Here is a 20,421-nt window from a genome sequence, read left to right as displayed (position 1 = left end):
CGCCCGGCCAGGGGACGGTAGGCGGCGGCGACGCGATCGAGGATCGGATGCATGGTCGTCCTCCTCACGCGGCCGCCGCTTCGCCGACGCACCACGGCGGCAGCTGGGCGTGCTTGAACAGGCGGTACCAGTGTTCGCGGTCGCCCGGTCCGTACAGGTCCAGCGTCCGTATCACCTCGCGGGCGAACTCCACGCTGCCCAGGTGGCTGGCGGTGATCGTGCCGCCGTCGCTTACGGCGAGCACCGAGGCGTCGTACTGCGCGCTACCCGCGTAGCCGGGTGCCTGGGCGTCGATGTGGCCGGCCCAGTTGCCGGTGTGGCGGCAGCGGTCGAGCAGGCCCGCGCGGGCCAGCGCCAGCACGCCACTATCGATGCCGGCGACCACCGCCCCGGCGCCGTGCAGCTGGCGCAGCGCGGCCACCGCTGAGGCGCCTTCGTTGCGCTGCCACAGGTGCCCGCCGGGCACGATGGCGAGCGCCGCGCGCGCGAAGTCCAGCTCGGCCAGGCTCAGTTCCGGCTGCACCATCAGGCCACCCATCGAGCGCACTGGCGCGCGGGTGAAACCCACCGTGGCGACCTGCCAGTCGCCGGGTCGGCGCACCTCGCACAGCGCCAGGGCCGCCTGCCAATCCGCAAAACCGTCGAACACCAGGAAATAGACCGTGTCGCGCATCGCATTGCTCCTTTGCAAGGTGGGCAGGATGCGCCGGGGCTGCTGCCAACGTGATGTCAGCAGGCGGGCAAATGGGCGAAACGTGGCAAGCCCCCTCCCCTGCTTGCAGGGAGGGCTGGGAGGGTGCTCCCGGCCAGCGTAGGGCCCCCTCCCAGTCTTCCCCCTCCAAGCAGGGGAGGGACCAGGAGCTGTACGCGCTCGCAACGTCCGCTCCAGGTTCACAGGTTCGCTTTCCCGCAACCCTCTAGAATGCCCGTTCCTTCCTGCCACGGACCCGACATGAAGCCTGTCTCGCTGATCCAGTTCCTGATCGAGGAACGCCGCGCCGGCCACATCAACGCCGAGCTTTCGCTGTTGATCGAAGTGGTCACGCGCGCCTGCAAGCGCATCGCCGTGGCGACCAGCAAGGGCGCGCTGGGCGGCGTGCTGGGCAATGCCGGCAGCCCGGGGTCACTCAGCATGAACGTGCAGGGCGAGGCGCAGAAAAAGCTGGACGTGATCTCCAACGAGATCCTGCTCGAGGCCAACGCCTGGGGTGGCCACCTGGCCGCCTGCGCGTCGGAGGAGATGGAAGACCCGCAGCCGATCCCAGACATGTACCCGAAGGGCAACCACCTGCTGCTGTTCGATCCGCTGGACGGCTCCTCCAACATCGACGTGAACATCTCCGTCGGCACGATCTTCTCGGTGCTGCGCTGCCCCGAGGACGTGGTCGAACCGAAGGTCGAGGACTTCCTGCAGCCGGGCACCCAGCAGCTGGCTGCCGGCTACGTGGTGTACGGGCCGGCCACGCTGCTGGTGCTGACCTTCGGCCACGGCACGCACGAGTTCACGCTCGACCGCGAGGTGGGCAGCTTCATGCTCAGCCGCCGCGACATCCGCATCCCGGAACAGACCGCCGAATTCGCCATCAACATGTCCAACCAGCGCCACTGGGAGGCGCCGATGCAGCGTTACGTCGGCGAACTGCTGGCCGGCAAGGACGGCCCGCGCGGCAAGGACTTCAACATGCGCTGGGTCGCCTCGATGGTGGCCGACGTGCATCGCATCATTACCCGCGGCGGCGTGTTCTTCTATCCGCTGGACGCCAAGATCAGGGCCAAGGGCGGCAAGCTGCGCCTGATGTACGAGGCCAACCCGATGGCCTTCATCGTCGAACAGGCCGGCGGCGCGGCGACCACCGGTCGCGAGCGCATCCTCGAGATCCAGCCGAGCGGCCTGCACCAGCGGGTGCCGGTGTTCCTGGGCTCGAAGGGCGAAGTCGAGGTGGCCACCCGCTACCACCGCGAGGCCGACGTCGCCTACGCCTGAGGCGACCGGCAGGCGCCCGTGCGCCTGCCCGGTCCCGCCCCGGTTTCGCCATCGTCCTGCCGCACGCTTTCCGCCGATCCTCCTTTCGTCCCGACGATGGCCCGACACCTGCGCCTCCTGCTGCTGCTCACCGTCGCCCTGGCCGGCTGCACGCCCGTGCGCAAGCCGCCGCCGGTCGCGCCGCCGCCGCCGCGCAAGCTGGTGGTGGGCCTCGCGCTCGGCGGCGGCGCGGCCAAGGGTTTTGCGCACATCGGCGTGATCAAGATGCTCGAAGCGAGCGGCATCCACGTGGACGTCGTCGCCGGCACCAGCGCCGGCAGCGTGGTCGGCGCGCTGTATGCCAGCGGGATGGATGCCTTCGCCATGCAGCAGGCTGCCTTCTCGCTGGACGAAGCCGCGATCCGCGACGTGCGGCTGTTCAGCGGCGGCCTGGTGCAGGGGAAGAAGCTGCAGGACTACGTCAACGGCCTCGTCCGCCAGCGCCCGCTCGAACGCCTGAGGCTGCCCTTCGCGGCGGTCGCCACCGAACTGGAGACCGGCCAGCGCATGGTGTTCCGCCACGGCGACACCGGAGCGGCGGTGCGCGCCTCGTGCAGCGTGCCCGGCGTGTTCGAGCCGGTCGCCATCGGCGGCCGGCACTACGTCGACGGCGGCGTGGTCAGCCCGGTGCCGGTCGATGCCGCGCGCGAACTGGGCGCCGACTTCGTGATCGCGGTGGACATTTCCTCGCGCAGCGACGGCACGCTGCCGGCGGACATGGTCGGCATCGTCGGCCGCTCGGTGGTGATCATGGGCCAGCACCTGGGCGCGCAGGAACTGGCGCGCGCCGACGTGGTGATCCGGCCGAAGGTGAACGACATCGGCGCGGCCGACTTCGCGCAGAAGGAGCGGGCGATCATGGAAGGCGAAAAGGCCGCGCTGGCGGCGATGCCGCTGATCCGCGCGCGGCTGGCCGCGGCACGTCAGGCGCCGCCGGCCATGGCCTCCCATTGACCGAAGTCCCCTTGTAGGAGCGCCCTTGGGCGCGACCGCGATTTGTCACCTTGTCACGAAGCCGGCAATCGCGGTCGCGCCCAAGGGCGCTCCTACACGGCCCCGCTGTGACCGGCCGCACTGGAGCGGGTGCCGGTGCGCTGCTAGCGTGGCCCCTTTCCCTCGCGAGAGCGGCCCATGCCCCCTTCCCTGCGCCTCCTGCCCCTGCTCACCCTGGCCCTTGCCCCGCTGGCGTCCGCCGCGCCAGGCAAGGTCGACCCGCGCATCGACCAGCTGCTCGACCAGCTCGGGCAGGTGCGTGCGATCCACGCCGTCCAGCTCTCGCCCGATGGCCGGCGGCTGGCCTGGGTGGTCGAAAGCCACGGCAAGCCGGTGATCCAGCTCGCCCATGCCGACGGCAGCGACGCCCATCCGCTGGCGATGGGGGACTCGCCGTGCAAGCAGGAGGAGATCGCCTGGGCACCCGACTCGCGCCACCTGGCCTTCCTGTCCGACTGCGGCGGCAAGGCCGGCGACATGGACGTATATACGGCCGACGTCACACGACAGGACGCGCCGCGCCGGCTGGCCGATCTGGACGGCTACGCACATGACCTCGCCTGGTCGGCCGACGGCCGCACGCTGGGCTTCCTCTACGTCCAGGGCGCGACCCGCCGCGCCAGCGCGGTGGCGGCGGCCAAGCCCCAGGTCGGCGAAATCGGCGTCGAAGGGCTGGAGATCCAGCGCGTCGCCACCCTGCCCGCCAGCGGCGGTACGCCGGCACTGGTCACCCCGGCCGACAGCTACGTCTACGAGTTCAGCTGGTCACCGGACGCAAGGCAGCTCGCCTACGTCGCCGCACCGGCGCCGGGCGACAACAATTGGTGGATCGCCAGGCTGTACGCCCAGGACGCCCGCGCCGGCGCCACCCCACGCGTGCTGGTCGACCCGAAGACGGACACCGGTTCGCTGCACGGCCTGCAACTGGCGCTGCCGCGCTGGTCGCCGGATGGCAAGCGGCTGGCCTTCGTCGGCGGCCTGATGAGCGACCAGGGCGCGACCGGTGGCAATCTTTACGCGGTGCCGGCCACGGGCGGCGCCACCGTGGATCTGACCACCGGCATCCATGTCACGCCGTCGTGGTTCGCCTGGACCTCGCCGCGCACGCTGCTGGTCAGCCAGGTCAGCAACGGCCAGAGCCAGCTGGCCGATTACGCGATCGACGCCGGCCACGCCAGGCAGCAGCGCGTGCGCTTCACCCTGCCGGCCAGCATCGGCGACGGCAGCGCCTCGATGGCGATGTCGCTGTCGGCCGACCACCAGCGCATCGCCTTCGTGCAAAGCTCCTACACCGCCGCGCCGGAGGTTCACGCCGGATCGCTCGGCGATGCCGCGCCACCGGCGGTCACCGCGATCAACGCCGCGCTCGCGCCGAGCTGGGGCAAGGCCGAATCGGTCGAATGGGAACATGACGGCCGCCACGTGCAGGGCTGGCTGCTCTACCCGGCTCATTACGATCCGGCGAAGACCTATCCGATGATCGTCAGCGTGCACGGTGGCCCGGCCAGCGCCGTGGTCCCGCGCTGGCCCGGCGTGGGCTACGGCAGCGTGCCGTTCTCGAACCTCGGCTACTTCGTCTTTCAGCCCAACCCGCGCGGCAGCTTCGGCCAGGGCGAGGCCTACGTGCAGGCCAACCGCAAGGACTTCGGCTACGGCGACCTGTCCGACATCCTGGCCGGCATCGACGCGATCGAAAAGAAGCTGCCGGTCGATGACAAGCGACTGGGCCTGACCGGCTGGAGCTACGGCGGCTTCATGAGCATGTTCGTGCCCACGCAGACCGACCGCTTCCACGCGGTGGTCGCCGGCGCGGGCATTTCGAACTGGCAGAGCTATTACGGGCAGAACCTGATCGACCAGTGGATGATCCCGTTCTTCGGCGCGTCGGTGTACGACGACCCGGCCGTCTACGCCCGGAGTTCGGCGATCAATTTCATCAAGCGGGTGAAGACGCCGACGCTGGTGGTGGTGGGCGACCGGGATGCCGAATGCCCGGCGCCGCAGTCGTTCGAGTACTGGCATGCGCTGCGCGCCCAGGGCGTGCCAACCTCGCTGGTGGTGTACCCGGACGAGGGCCACCACTTCGTCGACCCGGCGCACCAGCGCGACGTACTGCAGCGCGCGCTGGCGTGGTTCGCGACCTACCTGCCGGCCAGCTGAGCCGGCCGCCGCCGGGCCGGCGATGCCGGTCCGGCTATTTCGGCGGATCGCGCCGCTGGGTGTGCTTGACCGCGCCCAGGATGCCCAGCCCGAACACCACGATCACGCCCGCGCCGATCCATTGCAGCGGCGCGTGCATCAGCCAGGCGACGTAGGCCAGGCCGGCGATCAGTACCAGGATGCCGAGCAGGTAGAGCGAGAACGACGACATCGGTGGCCTCCGTGGCAGGGGTTCCGGGGAAAGCAGAGCGGCTGGGCGATCACCGGCGCGTGAAGCCCACGGCTGCCCTTTCGGCTCTCGAACGCGGCCCGCGCATGGAGTGAAGCTTTCGGGGGAGCCGCCCCTCATCCCGCTCAGGCTGCTTGCAAGGCCCGCTCGTGCCGAGGGCGGGCCACAGGCGCAACACGATCGCGCGCCGGGGAGCGACTGCTCCATGGGTCATGCTCGACGCCTGCCCATCGTATTGATGTACTGATACACATGGTTGCCTCGCTGTTCATCATTCAGCCCGCGTCGGCCGAGCCGATCTATCGGCAGATCGTCGAGCAACTGCGTCGCCTGATTGCCAGCGGCCAGTTGGCGACGGGCGAACTGCTGCCATCCGTGCGCGGGATGGCCGGGTTCCACGCAGTCAACCCGATGACCGTCTCGCGTGCCTACAGCCTGGCCGAGAACGAGGGGCTGCTGGAGCGAGTGCGCGGCAAGGGCATGGCGGTGGCTGCGGGACAACGTACCGCGCACAGCCAGGCCCAGCGCCTGGCACTGCTTGAACCGCAGATGCTTGCGCTGGCGCGCCAGGCGCAGGAACTGGAACTGCCAACCGAGCCTGTGCTGCGCCGGCGTAGTCGCGACGCACGCACAGGCCTCGGCAAACTGTTGGGGAAACGCTGATGGACTTCGCAAGCCTGGCCAGCCCGATGCTGGCCGCCTGGCTGTTGCTGGGCGAACCGCTGCTGGGACGCTGGTCGCATCGCCGGCTGCTTGCCGCGCTCGCTGCCGGCCAGCCGGGCGCTCGCCTGCGCTTCTACCGGAGCTGGACGTGGATGGCCTGGGCGCTTGCCTTCGTCACAGCGCTGGTCGTACTGGCCCAGGGCTGGTCGCCGGGCGAGGTGGGGCTGCGCTGGCCACACACCGGGGACGCGGCCTGGAGCTTCGTCGCCGGCATGACCGGTGCACTGATCGCCGGTGCCGCGGTCGGCATCGTGTTGTCGCGCCGCAAGCGCAGCCCCGCACCGCGCGTGGCCGGTGGGGACAAGGTGCTGCGGATGCTGCCGCACAACCGCGCCGAACGCTGGGGGTTTGCCTTCCTGGCGGTAACCGCCGGACTGACCGAGGAATGGATCTGGCGCGGCTTCGCCGCCGCCGCCCTGCACGCGGCGTGGCCGCAGCTGGCGATGCTGCCGACCGTGGTTGTGCTCGCGCTGGCCTTCGGGTGGGCGCACTTCTACCAGGGGCTCGGCGGCATGCTGGCCACCGCCCTGCTGGGCGCCCTGCTCGCCTGGCTGTACCTGTCCAGCGGCAGCCTGCTGCTGCCGATGCTGCTGCACGTGCTGATCGACCTGCGCGCGCTGCTCGTGCCGGTGGGGACCGGCGCTTCCGATGCAACGCCGGCATCCCTTCCTGGCCAACCCGGTTGATGGGCAGGTGTCCCGCGCTCTGCCCCTGTGCCGAGCTTGCGCGAACGAGCCCCGGTAAACCTGTCCGGCCGTTGACGCGCCGTTGCCGCCCCCCACTCCACGCTCCATGGAGACCATGGAGCCGAAGGCGTGAACGAAACCACTGCCCGTCTGTCCCGCTACGCCCGCATCGGCGCGTTCCTGTTGCGCTATCGCAAGGCCGGCCTGTTCAGCGGGCTGGAACTGGACATCCAGGAGGCGGCGCTGGCCGACGAGGAGGAGGCGGTCCGGCCAGGCCAGCCCAAGCAGTTCGTCGACGACCTCGAAGCACTGGGCCCGACCTTCATCAAGGTGGGTCAGGCGCTCTCCACCCGGCCGGACATGGTGCCGGCGCCCTACATCGCCGAACTGGAACGGATGCAGGACGATGTCGTGCCGGTGCCGGTGGCCGAGATCCGCCAGACCATCGAGGCCGAACTGGGCGTGCGCATCGGCACGCTGTTCGCGCGCTTCGATGACGAGCCGCTGGCCGCCGGCTCGGTGGCGCAGGTGCACGCGGCCACGCTGCATGACGGGCGCGAGGTGGTGCTCAAGGTGCAGCGGCCGAACATCGCGCAGACGCTGCGCGAGGATCTGGCGATCCTGGAAAAACTGGCCGGCGCCGCCGACCGCATGACCGACGTCGGCCGGCGCTACGGCTTCGCCGGGCTGGTGAACGAGCTACGCCACAGCCTCGCCAACGAGATCAACTTCGAGCTGGAGGCGGAGAACCTGCGCCGCTTCGCCGAGAACCTGCGCGGCTACGACGCGCTCTATGTGCCGCTGCCACTGGCCGACTTCACCACCACCCGCGTTCTGACCATGCAGCGCGTGCGCGGCATCAAGGTCACCCATATCCCGTCCCTGCGGCGCATCGAGCACCCGCTGCACGAGCAGGCGCGCGAGCTGCTGCGTGCCTACCTGGACCAGGTGTTCATCCATGGCCTGGTCCATGCCGACCCGCATCCGGGCAACGTGCTGCTGATGGAAGACCACCGGCTGGCGCTGTTCGACCTGGGGATGGTGGTGCGGCTGGTGCCGCGCACGCGCCACCAGTTGCTCAAGCTGATGCTGGGCGCGATCTCCGGCAACGGCGACCAGGTGGCCGACATCAGCGAAGCCATGGGCATGGCGCTGGAGGATTTCCGCCGCAACCTTTACCGGCGTCAGGCCGAGCAGCTGGTCGCCAGCTACGTGGGCCTGCACAACTCCAGCCGCCAGTTTTCCGAAGGCCGGCTGGTGCTGGAGCTGGCCCGCGTGGGCGCCTCCTGCGGCCTGCGGCCACCGGCGGAGCTCTCGATCCTGGGCAAGACGCTGCTGAACCTGGAGGCGGTCACCAGCGCGCTCGATCCGACCATCGACACGCGCCGCGTGGTGGAGCAGCACCTGCAGCAGGTGCTCCGGCGGCAGGCGCTGGGCACGCTCTCCCCGGCCAACCTGGCAACCGAGTGGCTGGACCTGCAGGAGCTGGCCCGACACACCCCGCAACACGTCGCGGCGATCCTGCGCACGCTGGCGCAGAACCGCCTGCGCGTGCGCGTGGACGGGCTGGAAGAGTCGCACATGATGGAAAGCCTGCAGAAGATCGCCAACCGCATCAGTACGGGCGTGATCGTGGCGGCGCTGGTGATCGGCGGCGCACTGACCTCGCGCATGCACAGCGGGCCGATGCTGTTCGGTTTGCCGGTCCTGGCGGTGCTGTTCATCGCAGTCGCGTCGGTGCTGGGGTTGAGCCTGGTGATCAGCGCGCTGCGTCGCGACGGCAAGGTGGAGCGGGCGGCTAACCGGCCGCCGGATTGAGAGGTCGAGGCAAGGCTTCCCCCATCCGCCCTTCGGGCACCTTCCCCCGCAGGCGGGGGAAGGATCGGGGTGCGGGATTGCGCCACCTACCTGCATAGAGGCTGCAAGTGAGCCTTCCCCCGTTTCACGGGGAGGGCGCCGACAGGCGGATGGGGGAAGCCTCGCATGGAACAACACGCCCTTCGGGCTCCTTCCCCCGCGAGCGGGGAAGGAGCGTGGTGCGGGATTGCGCCAGCCACCTCCGTGGTGGCAAGTGAGCCTTCCCCCGTTTCACGGGGGAAGGTGCCGACAGGCGGATGGGGGAAGCCTCGCCTAGAACAACACACCCTGCGGCGACGCTTCCCGCGGTGGCACAAAACGGGAGGTGTCCAGCGCCAGCTCGCGCGCACGTCCGAAGCCGTGCTTGCGGCACGCCACCTCGAAACGCCGTCTGAGCAGCTGCGCGAACACGCCCTGCCCGCGCATGCGCGTGCGGAAGTCGCTGTCGTAGTCGCGACCGCCGTTCATCTGCTGGATCAGGCTCATCACATGCGCGGCGCGTTGCGGCGCGTGCAGCGCCAGCCACTCGCGGAACAGCGCCTTCAGCTCGTACGGCAGGCGCACCACGGTGTAGCCGGCGCAGCGTGCGCCGGCGGCGTGCGCGCGCTCGAGCACCGCTTCCATGTCGCGATCGTTGAGCGCGGGAATGATCGGCGCGACCAGCACGCCGACCGGCACGTCGGCGCCGGCCAGCGCCTCGATGGCCTGGATGCGCCGATGCGGTGCGCTGGCGCGCGGCTCGAGCCTGGCCGCCAGGTGGTTGTCCAGCGAGTTGACCGAGATGAACACCTGCACCAGACGTTCCCGCGCCATGCCGGCGAGCAGGTCCAGGTCGCGCTCGATCAATGCGTTCTTGGTGACGATGGTGCACGGATGGTGGCACTCGGCCAGCAACTCGAGCGCGGCACGGGTCAGGCGCCAGCGCTTCTCGACCGGCTGGTAGGGATCGGTGTTGCTGCCGATGTTGATCGGCGTGGGCACGTAACCACGCTTGCCGAGTTCCGCGCGCAACACCTCGGCCAGGTTGCCCTTGGCGCGCAGCCGGGTTTCGAAGTCGAGCCCGGGCGAGAGGTTGAGGTAACTGTGCGAGGGCCGGGCGTAGCAGTAGATGCAGCCATGCTCGCAACCTCGGTAGGGGTTGATCGCCTGCTCGAAGGCGATGTCCGGCGAGTCGTTGCGGCTGATCACGCTGCGCGCGCGTTCCTCGGTCACCTCGGTGCGCGGGCGTGGCGCGTCGGCATCCAGCAGCAGGCTCTGCCAGCCATCGTCCTCGGCGTGGTGGCGCAGGCTCTCGAAGCGCCCCTCCGGGTTGGAGGCAGCGCCGCGGCCCTTGATGGCATGCGGGGGGAGCTCGGACATCCTTCCAATCTAGCGCGGCGGCGTCTCAGCCGGCGCGACCGCACGCAGGCGTGCGCAGCCGACGCTACACTCGGACGTCCAAACCCGATCCACCGAGGAGACGCTCCCATGTCCACGCTCCATCCGGTCCAGGCGGTCTTCGCCGAAAAGGCCCGCATCGGCAAGGCCGACTACGAGCGGCTCTATGCCGAATCGGTGCGCGATCCGGAAAGCTTCTGGGCGAAGGTGGGGCAGCGGCTGGACTGGATGAAGGCGCCGACCCAGGTGAAGGATGTGTCGTTCGATCCGGCCGACCTGCACATCCGCTGGTACGGCGACGGCACGCTCAACGTGGCGGCCAACTGCCTGGACCGGCACCTGGCCGAGCGCGGCGACAAGACCGCGATCATCTTCGAAGGCGATGATCCGGCCGACTCGCGCCGGCTCAGCTACCGCGAGCTGCACGCGGAAGTGTGCAAGTTCGCCAACACCCTCAAGCACCTGGGCGTGGCCAAGGGTGATCGCGTGGCGATCTACCTGCCGATGATCCCGGAGGCGGCGGTGGCCATGCTCGCCTGCGCGCGCATTGGCGCGATCCACTCGGTGGTGTTCGGGGGCTTCTCGCCCGACTCGCTCGCCGGACGCATCGCCGATTCGCAGTGCAAGCTGGTGATCACCGCCGACGAGGGCGTGCGGGGCGGCAGGCGGATCGCGCTCAAGGCCAACGTGGACGAGGCGCTGGAGCGTCCCGGCACCAGCAGCGTGGAAACCGTGGTGGTGGTACGGCGCACCGGTGCCGGGGTGGCGATGCAGTCGCCGCGCGACCGCTACTGGCACGTGCTGATGGACGGCCAGAGCACCGATTGCCCGGCCGAGCCGATGGAGGCGGAGCACCCGCTGTTCATCCTCTACACCTCCGGTTCCACCGGCAAGCCCAAGGGGGTGCTGCATACCTCCGGCGGCTACCTGGTGTACGTCAGCTACACCCACGAGTGCGTGTTCGACCTGCGCGAGGACGACGTCTACTGGTGCACCGCCGACGTCGGTTGGGTTACCGGCCACAGCTACGTGGTCTACGGGCCGCTCGCCAACGGCGCGACCACGGTGATGTTCGATGGCGTGCCGAACTACCCCGATTGCAGCCGCTTCTGGGACGTCGTCGACAGGCACAAGGTGACGCTCTTCTACACCGCGCCCACCGCCATCCGCGCGCTGATGCGCGAGGGCGAGGCGCCGGTGAAGAAGGCCTCGCGCGCGAGCCTGCGCCTGCTCGGCACGGTCGGCGAGCCGATCAATCCGGAAGCCTGGGAATGGTACTGGCGCGTGGTCGGCGACGAGCGCTGCCCGGTGGTGGACACCTGGTGGCAGACCGAGACCGGCGGCATCCTGATCACGCCCCTGCCGGGCGCGATCGACGTCAAGCCGGGTTCGGCGACGCTGCCCTTCTTCGGCATCCGGCCGGCGATCGTGGACGCCATGGGTCAGGTCCTTGAAGGCGCGGCCGAGGGCAACCTGTTGATCACCGACTCCTGGCCAGGCCAGATGCGCACGGTATACGGCGACCATCAGCGCTTCATCGACACCTACTTCAGCGCCTACCCCGGCAACTACTTCACCGGCGATGGCGCGCGTCGCGACGAGGACGGCTACTACTGGATCACCGGACGCGTCGACGATGTCATCAACGTGTCCGGTCATCGCATCGGCACCGCGGAGGTCGAGAGCGCGCTGGTGGCGCATCCGAAGGTGGCCGAGGCAGCGGTGGTCGGCTGTCCGCACGACATCAAGGGCCAGGGCATCTACGCCTACGTCACCCTGATCGCCGGCGTGGACGGCAGCGAGGAGCTGCGCAAGGAGCTGGTGGCATGGGTGCGCAAGGAGATCGGCCCGATCGCCACGCCGGACTACCTGCAATGGGCGCCGTCGCTGCCCAAGACCCGCTCGGGCAAGATCATGCGGCGCATCCTGCGCAAGATCGGCGAGAACCAGCCCGGGCAACTGGGCGACATTTCCACGCTGGCCGATCCGAGCGTGGTGCAGAAGCTCGTGGACGAGCGGCTCATCAAGTGAACTGCACGAGCGCACCCGTGCGCGCCGCGCGGGTGATGCCACGGCGCAAACCCGCACCCGGAGTGCGCACGCCGGGAGGGCTGTTTACGGTTCCGCGCGCTCCCGGGACGGTCGACCTTCCGACCGTGGTGGTCATGGCCGAGCCGGCTGGCCGTGGGCAGCTTCGTCGTGCTGGCGTCTGATGCTACCGTCCGCGGATGCCGATTTTGTCAACCGACGTACCCGCCATGGCAACCCAGCTCGGTGACGGGACGCTGCACGTGTGGCGCCTGCGCTATGACCCCAGGTGCGGGCGTGCCCCCCTGCTTGCGCTGATCGCTGGGTATCTGGGCGTGCCGGCCGATGCTATCCAGCTGGTCGACGGACCGCATGGGCGACCGCAGCTCGCCCCTGCACAGGCCGGCGAGCTGGATGTCAACTGGTCGCACAGCGGCGACTGTGCTCTGGTGGCGCTGGGCCGGCGCGTGGCGCCCGGGATCGACGTCGAGCGCCGTCGCCCGCGCCCGCGCGCGCTGGAGCTGGCGCGTCGCTATTTCCATCCGCACGAAGCAGCGTGGCTGGCCGCCCAGCCGGAGGCGCGGCGCGAAGAGGCGTTCCTGGCGCTGTGGACCGCCAAGGAGGCCGTGCTGAAGGCGTTGGGCCGGGGACTGGCGTTCGGGCTTGACCGGTTGCAGATCGGCCTGGCGACGGGCGCGCCGCAACTGCTGCAACTAGCCGGGGACGATGCCGCGGCCTGGCAGCTGCATGCGCTCGACATCGGACCCGGACACCACGCGGCGATCGCGTGGCGGGGCGCGCCGCGGGACATCCGGTACGGGGTACTTGCCGACGCCGGATGATCGGCGCACTGTTGCCGGTCCCCAATCCCGCATGACGGCGTCCATGACCCTGCTCAGCGTCAACCTCAACAAGATCGCCGTGCTGCGCAATTCGCGCGGCGGCACCGAACCGGACATCCTGCGCGCCGCGCACACCTGCATCGAGGCCGGATGCGGCGGCATTACCGTGCATCCGCGGCCCGACCTGCGCCACGTGCGGCCCGACGACGTGCGCGCGCTGGCCGCGGTGCTGCGTGGCAAGGTCGAGTACAACATCGAAGGCAACCCGTTCGCACCGGCACGTGGCGCCTATCCCGGGCTGGTCGCGCTGGCCCGCGAGGTACGCCCGACGCAGGTGACGCTGGTCCCCGACAGCGATGGTCAGATCACGTCCGACCATGGGTTCGACCTCGCCGCGGACTGCGAGCGCCTGCGTCCGCTGGTATCCGAGCTGCGCGGGATCGGCTGCCGCGTGAGCCTGTTCGTGGATGCCGGCGCGGTCGGCTTCGACCAGGCCGTGGCAATCGGCGTGGAGCGTATCGAAATCTATACCGGCCCCTATGCCGAGGCATTCGCCGAAGGTGATGCGCGCGATGCGCTGGCCGCCTGCGCCAATACCGCGCGGCGCGCGCAACAGGCGGGGCTGGCGGTGAACGCCGGTCATGACCTCAACCAGGCCAACCTCGGCGGCTTCAAGGCGGCCATCCCGGGTCTGGCGGAGGTCTCGATCGGCCATGCACTGATCGGCGAGGCGCTGTACGACGGCCTGGCGCCGACCGTGCGGCGCTACCTGCAGATCCTTCGCTGAGCCCCCGGGGGCGCCCCCAGGAGCTCCGGTCCACCGCCGCATCCCGGCCAGCGTGCGGTGGTGGCTGGAGCTTTCCCCCTTGGCGTTTTTCAGCCCCAGAAAAGCAAAACCCCCGCTTTCGCGGGGGTTTGCCGGTAGCGTTGATCCGCCTGAGATCATTGCGCCTCGGTGAAGCCGATCTTCGTCAGACCGTAACTCTTCGCGTCGGCCAGTACCCGGGCGACCGACTCGTAAGCCACGCCGTCATCCGCGTTGATCTGGATTTCCGGCTGGTTGGTCTGTTGTGCGATGACCGCCATCTGCGCCTTCAGGCCCAGCTCGTCCACGGGCGTGTCGTTCCAGTACAGCGCGCCGGCGCGGTCGATCTTGAGCCGGATGGGCTCGAGCGGGTTTTCGGGCTGGACGATGTTCGGGTTCGGCTGCGGCAGGTCGATCTTCACCTTGTGGGTGAGCATCGGCGCCGTGATCATGAAGATGATCAAGAGCACCAGCATCACGTCGACCAGCGGCGTGACGTTGATGTCGGCCATCGGGCCGCTGGTGTTTCCGGAACTGAAAGCCATCGTCTTACTCCTTGCCGGTCGTCATGAAACCGACATGGACCATGCCTGCTGCCTTCGCGTCGGTAAGGATCTTGCGGACGTACTTGTACTCCGTGTCCTTGTCCGCGCGAAGCTGGATCTCCGGCTGCGGCGTCTTGGACGCCGCGACCGCAAACTGTGCCTTCAACTCCGCCTCGGTCACCTCGGCGTCATTGAGGTACATCGATCCATCCTGCTTCAGGGCCACATCCATGGGTTCGACGTAACCGGTATCGGGCGCCTTGGGGTTGGCGTTCGGCAACGGCACGATGATCCGGTGCGACATCAGCGGCGCAGTGATCATGAAGATGATCAGCAGCACCAGCATCACGTCGACCAGCGGCGTGACGTTGATCTCCGACATCGGTCCGCCGGAATTGCCTCCGGTACTCATTGCCATGGGTCAAGCCCTCACTTCTGGGTCGGCGCCACGCCTTCGACACGCGAACCGGTGGCGAAGAAGTCGTGCAGGTCGTGCGCAAACTCGTCGAACTGCGCGTAGGTCATGCGGTTCGAACGGTTGAAGAAGTTGTACGCAAGCACGGCCGGGATCGCGGTGAACAGACCGAACGCGGTCATGATCAGTGCCTCACCCACCGGACCGGCGACCGCCTCCATCGAGGCGTTGCCCGAGGCGGAGATCTTGATCAGCGCGTGGTAGATGCCCCACACGGTACCGAGCAGTCCGATGAACGGCGCGGACGAACCGACGGTGGCCAGCAGCGTCATGCCGCCTTCCAGGCGCAGGCTTTCGCGGGCGACGGCCTGGCGCAGTGCGCGGTCGATGAACTCCGAGCGGCTCAGCGACTCGGCCAGGCGACCACCGCCGGCAGCGGCCGCAGTGGCCTGCTGGTGGTGGGCCACCGCGGAAGCCGCGTCCAGCGCGATCTTCGAGAAGGGTTCGCCCTTGGGCTGGGCTTCCAGCTCACGGATCGCTTCCTGCGTCGAGGCGGTGTTCCAGAAGTTGGAGATCACCTTCTCGGCGCGCGAACGGACCATCGCGTTGCGGATCGCGTTGGCGATGATGAAGTACCAGGACGCGAAGGACATCACCACAAGCGTGATGAACACGATCCAGCCAAGCGGGTCGAAGTTGTGGATCAGGTCCCCGAAGCCCATGTGCTTCATGGCTTCGGCATTGGAGGTGCTGCCCTGGGCTGGTGCAGTTTGTAGGAACATCATGACGCTACCTTTAGAGATGTCAGGCGTGAACTGATGGACTGTAACCGGGATTACAGCTGGTTGAGATTCCAGGCGACGGGAACGCGAACGTAGCCTTCGGTCTTCTGACCGTTCTTGATGGCCGGATTGAACCGCCATTTCCTGGCCGCTTCAATCGCCGCGCGATCCAGCTCGCGATAGCCACTGGAGGTCTCGACCTTGATGTCCTTCGGCGTGCCGTCCGCGGCCACCAGGATCAACAGGGTCGTCGTGCCCTCGTGACGCTGGCGGATCGCCTGTGGCGGGTACCGGGGCTGGATGCGGCTGTTGTAGCTGATGTCCTGGCTGGCCGTGATGTCCGAAGGCGGCGCCGGGGGAGCCGGCGGCGCCGGCGGCGGTGCCGGGATCGGATTGGTCGTCGCTTCTTCCACGGCCGGCGGCGGGGCCGGCGGCGGCGGGGTCGGCGGCGGCGTCACCTGCTGGATGATTTTCGGCGGCGGCTGCTTCGGCGGTTCCGGCGGCGGCGGCGGCGGCGGCGGCGGCGGCGGCGGCGGCTCGATGAAGTTCACCTGGACGATGCGCTCTTTCTTCGCCTGTTCCTGCTTCGGCGGCGCCGGGGGCGCGATCAGCAGCAGGAATGCAAACGAGTGCAGCGCGATGGCAACAGCCAACGCCCAGGTGCGCCTCCAACTGAACGGCGCGCGGCCGGTTTCTTCGTTACTCGAGGCCATCTGTCACTTTCTGGAGCTAGTCAATCGGGAAAGGCGGGGTCGCAGCATCGAACGGCAAATCTCGACCCAAATGGGTGACATCTGCCACTGGACATTGCGCGGGAAAAGGGTTCTCAACGGTACAACAGGCCATGGCGTTTGTATAGCACCCGTGAGGCCGCCAAATGGACGTCCATCCGGCCTCGCGGGTGCGTACGCCAGGACCCTTACTTGCCGGCTCCTGCCTGCTTCAGCCAGGCCTTCGCCTTGGCCGCGGTATCCGGGTCCTGCGCCGCCTGCTTCATCGCGGCGATGGCGCCCGGCTTGTTCTTGAGGCCGCGCTCGGCTTCGGCCAGCATCATGTAGGCCGTGCCCTTGTGCTGCACGCCCTTGTCGATCGCCTGCTTGATCAGCGTCCGGGCATCGCTGTACTTCTGCTGGCCCAGCAGCAGCTGGCCGGCGCGCAGCGCGGCCTCGCCGTCCTTCGCCATCGGCATGGCCTTCTTGTAGGCGGCAATGGCCTTGCTTTCGTCGCCGGCGATATAAGCGGCATCGCCAAGCAGCTTCTGGTTGTCGTAGTTCGAAGACACCACGCCCTTGGCCATGCCGTCCTCGAGCACCGCCTCGGCCTTCTTGGCGTTCGGCTTGGGGTCGTCACTGTTCTGGCCGGTGATCAGGTAGAGCTTGGCCAGGTTCACGTACTGCTTCTCGTCTTTCAGGCTGCCGCTGGCGCGCGCCTTCTCCATCAGGTCGATGGCCTCGGGATATTTCTGTGCCTGCATCAGCACGGCCACGGCGTTGTTCATCGCGGTCGGGTCGTTCGGATTGGACGACAACTGCTGCTGGGCCAGTTGCGCGGCCTGGTCGGCCTGGCCCGATTCGGAGTAGGCGGCCATCAGGATCTGCGTCCACGACGCTTCCGGCTTGTCGGTCATCGACATCGCCTTCTTCATCGCGGTGATCGCCTCGGGATACTTCTCCAGGCGGTAATAGGCATTGCCCTCCAGCGCGTACGACTCGGCAGTCTCGCGCTTGCCCTCGGCACGCCACTTCTCGACGGTGTCGATGGCTTGCTGGTACTGCTCGTCGGCCAGGTAGAACTGGGCCAGTTCGTACTCGAGCTGGAAGAAGGTGTCGTTCGGCAGCACGCCGATGTCCAGCGCCTGCTTGAGCGAGGCAATGGCGCCCTTCAGGTCGCCGTCGTTGTACTTGAGGTTGGCGATGCCCTGCAGTGCGAGCGACTTGGCGTACTTGCTGTCCGCATCCTGGGCAAGCGGCTGCAGCACCTGCATCGCCTTGTCCTTGTCGCCCGCATTGACCGCCTCGAGGCCCTCGTTGAGCGCCTTCTGTTCCTTCTCGCTCTTCAGGTCGAGCTTGGGCTCCTCGCGGGTGGCATTCGGATAGAGCGCCTGCTTGGTGTCCTTGGAACCCTGGTCGCCGTGCCGGTCACGGGCGATCGCCGGGCTGGCGACCAGCGCGAGCGCGAGCGCGGTGCCGCTCAACAGCTTGAGGAAGGGAACATGCTTCATGGCAGTCCTCATGTAAGGTTTTTCGCACAAGCAGTGCGGGGGATCGTTGAGCGTACCGCGAGCAGGCAGGCGATAACAAGTCGCACTGCCGCATGGAAGCCTTATTCAAATCAATGGCTTGCGGTCACATTGCCATGTCAGACGAAAAAATTCCGGCAATTTCATGTCATGACGGGAAAAGGGTCGCCAGGGCAGGCGCCACTTTTGCTCTCCGTTGTGGCGTGTTAGCGCGCTAGTACGACCGGGCAAGAAAAAACGCTGCCGCGCGGAACGCGGCAGCGTTGCGATCAGATATCCAGGTTGGCGACTTTCAGCGCGTTCGCCTCGATGAAGTCGCGGCGCGGCTCGACCGCTTCGCCCATCAGCATCGAGAACATCTGGTCGGCGGCGATCGCATCCTCGATGCCGACCTGCAGCATGCGCCGGGTCTCCGGGTTGACCGTGGTTTCCCACAGCTGCTCCGGATTCATTTCACCCAGGCCCTTGAAGCGCTGGATGCTGCGGCCCTTCTTGGCCTCGTCCAGCAGCCAGGTGCGGGCTTCGGCGAACGAGGTGATGCCGCGCGAGGCATTGCCCCGGCGCACCACCGCCTCGGGCTGGCTCAGGCCGGCGAGCTGCTGGCTGACGGTCAGGATCGGGCGGAACTCGGCGCTGCCGAAGAACGGCTGCGGCAGCAGCCAGGTGTGCGACAGGCCGTGCTGCTCGCGCACGACTTCGATCGCGGCCGGCTGTTGTTCGTTGGCCGGGCGCAGGCCCAGGCGGTAACGCGGCTTGCCCAGGCCACTGGCCGCCAGGCGTCCGGACAGCGCGCCCAGCCAGCCCTGCATCGCCGCCTCCTCGGTCCACAGCGCCGGACCGATCGGCGGGTGCTCGAGCATGGCCGTGAGCACGTTCGCGTCGAAGCGATGACCCAGCCGCTCGATCTGGTCCAGCGCGGTCTGGTAATCGCGCAGCAGCTTTTCGAGCCGTTCTCCGGTAATCGCGGGCGCATGCGGGTCGGCCACCAGTTCAGCGCCGTCGACCGCGCTGGAGATCAGGTAGGCGTTGAGCGCCGCATCGTCTTTCAGGTAGAGCTCCTGCTTGCCCTGCTTGAGCTTGTACAGCGGCGGCAGGCCGATATAGACATGGCCGCGCTCGATCAGCTCGGGCATCTGGCGGTAGAAGAAGGTCAGCAGCAGCGTGCGGATGTGCGAGCCGTCCACGTCCGCATCGGTCATGATGATGATGTGGTGGTAGCGCAGCTTGTCCGGGTTGTACTCCTCCTTGCCGATGCCGGTGCCCAACGCGGTGATCAGGGTGCCGACCTCGGCCGAGGACAGCATCTTGTCGAAGCGCGCCTTCTCGACGTTGAGGATCTTGCCCTTCAGCGGCAGCACCGCCTGGGTCTTGCGGTTGCGGCCCTGCTTGGCCGAGCCGCCGGCCGAATCACCCTCGACCAGGAACAGTTCGCACAGCGCCGGGTCTTTCTCCTGGCAATCGGCGAGCTTGCCCGGCAGGCCGGCGATATCCAGCGCACCCTTGCGACGGGTCATCTCGCGCGCCTTGCGCGCGGCCTCGCGGGCGCGGGCGGCGTCGACCACCTTGGAGGCAATCGACTTGGCCTCGTTGGGGTGCTCCAGCAGGAACTCGCCCAACTTCTCGTTGACCGCCTGCTCGACTGCCGTCTTGACCTCGGAAGAAACCAGCTTGTCCTTGGTCTGCGACGAGAACTTCGGGTCCGGCACCTTCACCGACAGCACCGCGATCAGGCCCTCGCGCATGTCGTCGCCTGACAGCGCGACCTTCGCGTTCCTGGCCAGCCCTTCCTTCTCGATGTAGTTCTGCAGCGAACGGGTCAGCGCGGCTCGGAAACCGGTCAGATGGGTGCCGCCGTCACGCTGCGGGATGTTGTTGGTGAAGCAGAACATCGTTTCCTGGTAGGAATCGGTCCACTGCATCGCCAGTTCCACCGTGATGCCGTCCTGCTCGGCGGACAGGCTGATCACGTTCGGATGCAGCGCGGTCTTCAACTGCGCCAGGTGCTGCACGAAGGAACGGATGCCGCCCTCGTACGCGTAGGTGTCGTGGCGACCCTCACCGCGCTCGTCGACCAGATCGATGGTGACGCCGGAGTTGAGGAACGCAAGCTCGCGCAGGCGCTTGGCCAGGATGTCGTAATGGAACTCGATGTTGGAGAAGGTCTCCGTGCTCGGCAGGAAGCGCACGGTGGTGCCGCGGCGGGTGGAGTCACCCACTTCCTTGAGCGGATACAGCGGCTCGCCCAGCGAGTATTCCTGCTGGTATTCCTTGCCATCGCGGTGAATCGTCAGCCACAGGTGCGAGGACAGCGCATTGACCACCGAGACGCCCACGCCATGCAGGCCGCCGGACACCTTGTAGGAGTTCGCATCGAACTTGCCACCGGCGTGCAGCACGGTCATCACCACCTCGGCGGTGGAGCGTCCCTCTTCGGGATGGATGTCGACCGGGATGCCACGGCCGTTATCGCTGACGCTGACCGAACCGTCGTCAAGAATGGTGACCGTCACATGGTCGCAGTAGCCAGCCAAGGCTTCGTCGATCGCGTTGTCGACGACCTCGAACACCATGTGGTGCAGGCCGGTGCCGTCATCCGTGTCGCCTATGTACATGCCCGGGCGCTTGCGCACCGCTTCCAGGCCTTTGAGAACCTTGATGTTGCTCGAATCGTAGGATGCGTTCATGCCCTGCCCGTTGCCGCGCTGCCCCGACCTCCG

Annotated in this window: 18 protein-coding genes; 9 read left to right on the top strand and 9 right to left on the bottom strand. The window is 68.0% G+C overall.

Translation table 11 applies throughout. The annotated features are described in order from the left end of the window. Positions 1–64: 64 nt before the first annotated feature. Positions 65–673, bottom strand: coding sequence for a DJ-1/PfpI family protein (locus ACFWZU_RS08695; protein WP_439701111.1), 609 nt, complete (start codon positions 671–673; stop codon positions 65–67). 279 nt (positions 674–952) lie between these two features. Between ACFWZU_RS08695 and ACFWZU_RS08690 the strand changes: the two genes are divergently transcribed. From ACFWZU_RS08690 to ACFWZU_RS08680, 3 genes are all read left to right on the top strand, one after another. Then, positions 953–1,984: a class 1 fructose-bisphosphatase gene (locus ACFWZU_RS08690; protein ID WP_439701109.1), complete on the top strand. Its 1,032-nt coding sequence runs from the start codon at positions 953–955 to the stop codon at positions 1,982–1,984. A 96-nt stretch (positions 1,985–2,080) separates the two neighbouring features. Then, positions 2,081–2,977: a patatin-like phospholipase family protein gene (locus ACFWZU_RS08685; protein ID WP_439701108.1), complete on the top strand. Its 897-nt coding sequence runs from the start codon at positions 2,081–2,083 to the stop codon at positions 2,975–2,977. A 177-nt stretch (positions 2,978–3,154) separates the two neighbouring features. Continuing rightward, positions 3,155–5,176: a prolyl oligopeptidase family serine peptidase gene (locus ACFWZU_RS08680; RefSeq protein ID WP_439701107.1), complete on the top strand. Its 2,022-nt coding sequence runs from the start codon at positions 3,155–3,157 to the stop codon at positions 5,174–5,176. 34 nt (positions 5,177–5,210) lie between these two features. Here the strand turns inward: ACFWZU_RS08680 and ACFWZU_RS08675 are convergent, their stop codons facing one another. After that, entirely contained in the window at positions 5,211–5,387 is a 177-nt protein-coding gene (locus ACFWZU_RS08675; protein ID WP_439701105.1) for a hypothetical protein, read from the bottom strand. A gap of 270 nt (positions 5,388–5,657) precedes the next feature. On the opposite strand from ACFWZU_RS08675, the gene ACFWZU_RS08670 reads away from it, so the two are divergent. The 3 genes from ACFWZU_RS08670 (at position 5,658) to ACFWZU_RS08660 (ending at position 8,632) form a co-directional block, all read left to right on the top strand. Beyond that, complete coding sequence (locus ACFWZU_RS08670; protein ID WP_439701104.1) at positions 5,658–6,068, top strand: GntR family transcriptional regulator; 411 nt, start codon at positions 5,658–5,660, stop codon at positions 6,066–6,068. Beyond that, entirely contained in the window at positions 6,068–6,814 is a 747-nt protein-coding gene (locus tag ACFWZU_RS08665; RefSeq protein ID WP_439701103.1) for a CPBP family glutamic-type intramembrane protease, read from the top strand. The genes ACFWZU_RS08670 and ACFWZU_RS08665 overlap by 1 nt, the downstream gene beginning before the upstream one ends. 129 nt (positions 6,815–6,943) lie before the next feature. After that, complete coding sequence (locus ACFWZU_RS08660; RefSeq protein ID WP_439701102.1) at positions 6,944–8,632, top strand: ABC1 kinase family protein; 1,689 nt, start codon at positions 6,944–6,946, stop codon at positions 8,630–8,632. A gap of 312 nt (positions 8,633–8,944) precedes the next feature. On the opposite strand, the gene ACFWZU_RS08655 is transcribed toward ACFWZU_RS08660, so the two are convergent. Next, a complete protein-coding gene (locus ACFWZU_RS08655) occupies positions 8,945–10,030 on the bottom strand; it encodes a PA0069 family radical SAM protein (protein WP_439701101.1) in 1,086 nt (361 codons plus the stop codon). Between the two features lie 108 nt (positions 10,031–10,138). Here ACFWZU_RS08655 and acs point away from each other — a divergent pair, with 108 nt between their 5' ends. From acs to ACFWZU_RS08640, 3 genes are all read left to right on the top strand, one after another. Continuing rightward, positions 10,139–12,079 carry an acetate--CoA ligase gene (gene acs / locus ACFWZU_RS08650; RefSeq protein WP_439701100.1) on the top strand — a complete coding sequence of 647 codons (1,941 nt, stop codon included), beginning with the start codon at positions 10,139–10,141 and terminating at the stop codon, positions 12,077–12,079. 227 nt (positions 12,080–12,306) lie between these two features. Further along, entirely contained in the window at positions 12,307–12,918 is a 612-nt protein-coding gene (locus tag ACFWZU_RS08645; RefSeq protein ID WP_439701099.1) for a 4'-phosphopantetheinyl transferase family protein, read from the top strand. A 43-nt stretch (positions 12,919–12,961) separates the two neighbouring features. Continuing rightward, positions 12,962–13,705, top strand: coding sequence for a pyridoxine 5'-phosphate synthase (locus ACFWZU_RS08640; RefSeq protein WP_439701098.1), 744 nt, complete (start codon positions 12,962–12,964; stop codon positions 13,703–13,705). A 155-nt stretch (positions 13,706–13,860) separates the two neighbouring features. On the opposite strand, the gene ACFWZU_RS08635 is transcribed toward ACFWZU_RS08640, so the two are convergent. The 6 genes from ACFWZU_RS08635 to gyrB form a co-directional block, all read right to left on the bottom strand. Then, positions 13,861–14,268, bottom strand: coding sequence for an ExbD/TolR family protein (locus ACFWZU_RS08635; RefSeq protein ID WP_439701097.1), 408 nt, complete (start codon positions 14,266–14,268; stop codon positions 13,861–13,863). A gap of 4 nt (positions 14,269–14,272) precedes the next feature. Further along, a complete protein-coding gene (locus ACFWZU_RS08630) occupies positions 14,273–14,686 on the bottom strand; it encodes an ExbD/TolR family protein (RefSeq protein WP_231322580.1) in 414 nt (137 codons plus the stop codon). 11 nt (positions 14,687–14,697) lie between these two features. Continuing rightward, positions 14,698–15,465 (bottom strand): MotA/TolQ/ExbB proton channel family protein, encoded by a 768-nt coding sequence (locus tag ACFWZU_RS08625; RefSeq protein WP_439701178.1) that lies wholly within the window; start codon positions 15,463–15,465, stop codon positions 14,698–14,700. 53 nt (positions 15,466–15,518) lie between these two features. Further along, positions 15,519–16,178: an energy transducer TonB gene (locus tag ACFWZU_RS08620; RefSeq protein WP_439701096.1), complete on the bottom strand. Its 660-nt coding sequence runs from the start codon at positions 16,176–16,178 to the stop codon at positions 15,519–15,521. A gap of 206 nt (positions 16,179–16,384) precedes the next feature. Then, positions 16,385–17,686 carry a tetratricopeptide repeat protein gene (locus tag ACFWZU_RS08615; protein ID WP_439701095.1) on the bottom strand — a complete coding sequence of 434 codons (1,302 nt, stop codon included), beginning with the start codon at positions 17,684–17,686 and terminating at the stop codon, positions 16,385–16,387. 287 nt (positions 17,687–17,973) lie between these two features. Then, a complete protein-coding gene (gene gyrB, locus ACFWZU_RS08610) occupies positions 17,974–20,388 on the bottom strand; it encodes a DNA topoisomerase (ATP-hydrolyzing) subunit B (RefSeq protein ID WP_439701094.1) in 2,415 nt (804 codons plus the stop codon). Positions 20,389–20,421: the final 33 nt, after the last annotated feature.

The organism is Frateuria sp. GZRR33 (genome assembly GCF_051900425.1).
GTDB lineage: Bacteria > Pseudomonadota > Gammaproteobacteria > Xanthomonadales > Rhodanobacteraceae > Frateuria_A.
Note: the sequence above shows the minus strand (reverse complement) of the source record. Positions and strands in the feature narration are given on the sequence as shown.

Bases quoted from the DNA above. Each gene is read 5' to 3' on its own strand.
- ACFWZU_RS08695 (WP_439701111.1), bottom strand. From the start codon at position 673: ATGCGCGACACGGTCTATTTCCTGGTGTTCGACGGTTTTGCGGATTGG.
- ACFWZU_RS08690 (WP_439701109.1), top strand. From the start codon at position 953: ATGAAGCCTGTCTCGCTGATCCAGTTCCTGATCGAGGAACGCCGCGCC.
- ACFWZU_RS08685 (WP_439701108.1), top strand. From the start codon at position 2,081: ATGGCCCGACACCTGCGCCTCCTGCTGCTGCTCACCGTCGCCCTGGCC.
- ACFWZU_RS08680 (WP_439701107.1), top strand. From the start codon at position 3,155: ATGCCCCCTTCCCTGCGCCTCCTGCCCCTGCTCACCCTGGCCCTTGCC.
- ACFWZU_RS08675 (WP_439701105.1), bottom strand. From the start codon at position 5,387: ATGTCGTCGTTCTCGCTCTACCTGCTCGGCATCCTGGTACTGATCGCC.
- ACFWZU_RS08670 (WP_439701104.1), top strand. From the start codon at position 5,658: ATGGTTGCCTCGCTGTTCATCATTCAGCCCGCGTCGGCCGAGCCGATC.
- ACFWZU_RS08665 (WP_439701103.1), top strand. From the start codon at position 6,068: ATGGACTTCGCAAGCCTGGCCAGCCCGATGCTGGCCGCCTGGCTGTTG.
- ACFWZU_RS08655 (WP_439701101.1), bottom strand. From the start codon at position 10,030: ATGTCCGAGCTCCCCCCGCATGCCATCAAGGGCCGCGGCGCTGCCTCC.
- acs (WP_439701100.1), top strand. From the start codon at position 10,139: ATGTCCACGCTCCATCCGGTCCAGGCGGTCTTCGCCGAAAAGGCCCGC.
- ACFWZU_RS08645 (WP_439701099.1), top strand. From the start codon at position 12,307: ATGGCAACCCAGCTCGGTGACGGGACGCTGCACGTGTGGCGCCTGCGC.
- ACFWZU_RS08640 (WP_439701098.1), top strand. From the start codon at position 12,962: ATGACCCTGCTCAGCGTCAACCTCAACAAGATCGCCGTGCTGCGCAAT.
- ACFWZU_RS08635 (WP_439701097.1), bottom strand. From the start codon at position 14,268: ATGGCTTTCAGTTCCGGAAACACCAGCGGCCCGATGGCCGACATCAAC.
- ACFWZU_RS08630 (WP_231322580.1), bottom strand. From the start codon at position 14,686: ATGGCAATGAGTACCGGAGGCAATTCCGGCGGACCGATGTCGGAGATC.
- ACFWZU_RS08625 (WP_439701178.1), bottom strand. From the start codon at position 15,465: ATGTTCCTACAAACTGCACCAGCCCAGGGCAGCACCTCCAATGCCGAA.
- ACFWZU_RS08620 (WP_439701096.1), bottom strand. From the start codon at position 16,178: ATGGCCTCGAGTAACGAAGAAACCGGCCGCGCGCCGTTCAGTTGGAGG.
- ACFWZU_RS08615 (WP_439701095.1), bottom strand. From the start codon at position 17,686: ATGAAGCATGTTCCCTTCCTCAAGCTGTTGAGCGGCACCGCGCTCGCG.
- gyrB (WP_439701094.1), bottom strand. From the start codon at position 20,388: ATGAACGCATCCTACGATTCGAGCAACATCAAGGTTCTCAAAGGCCTG.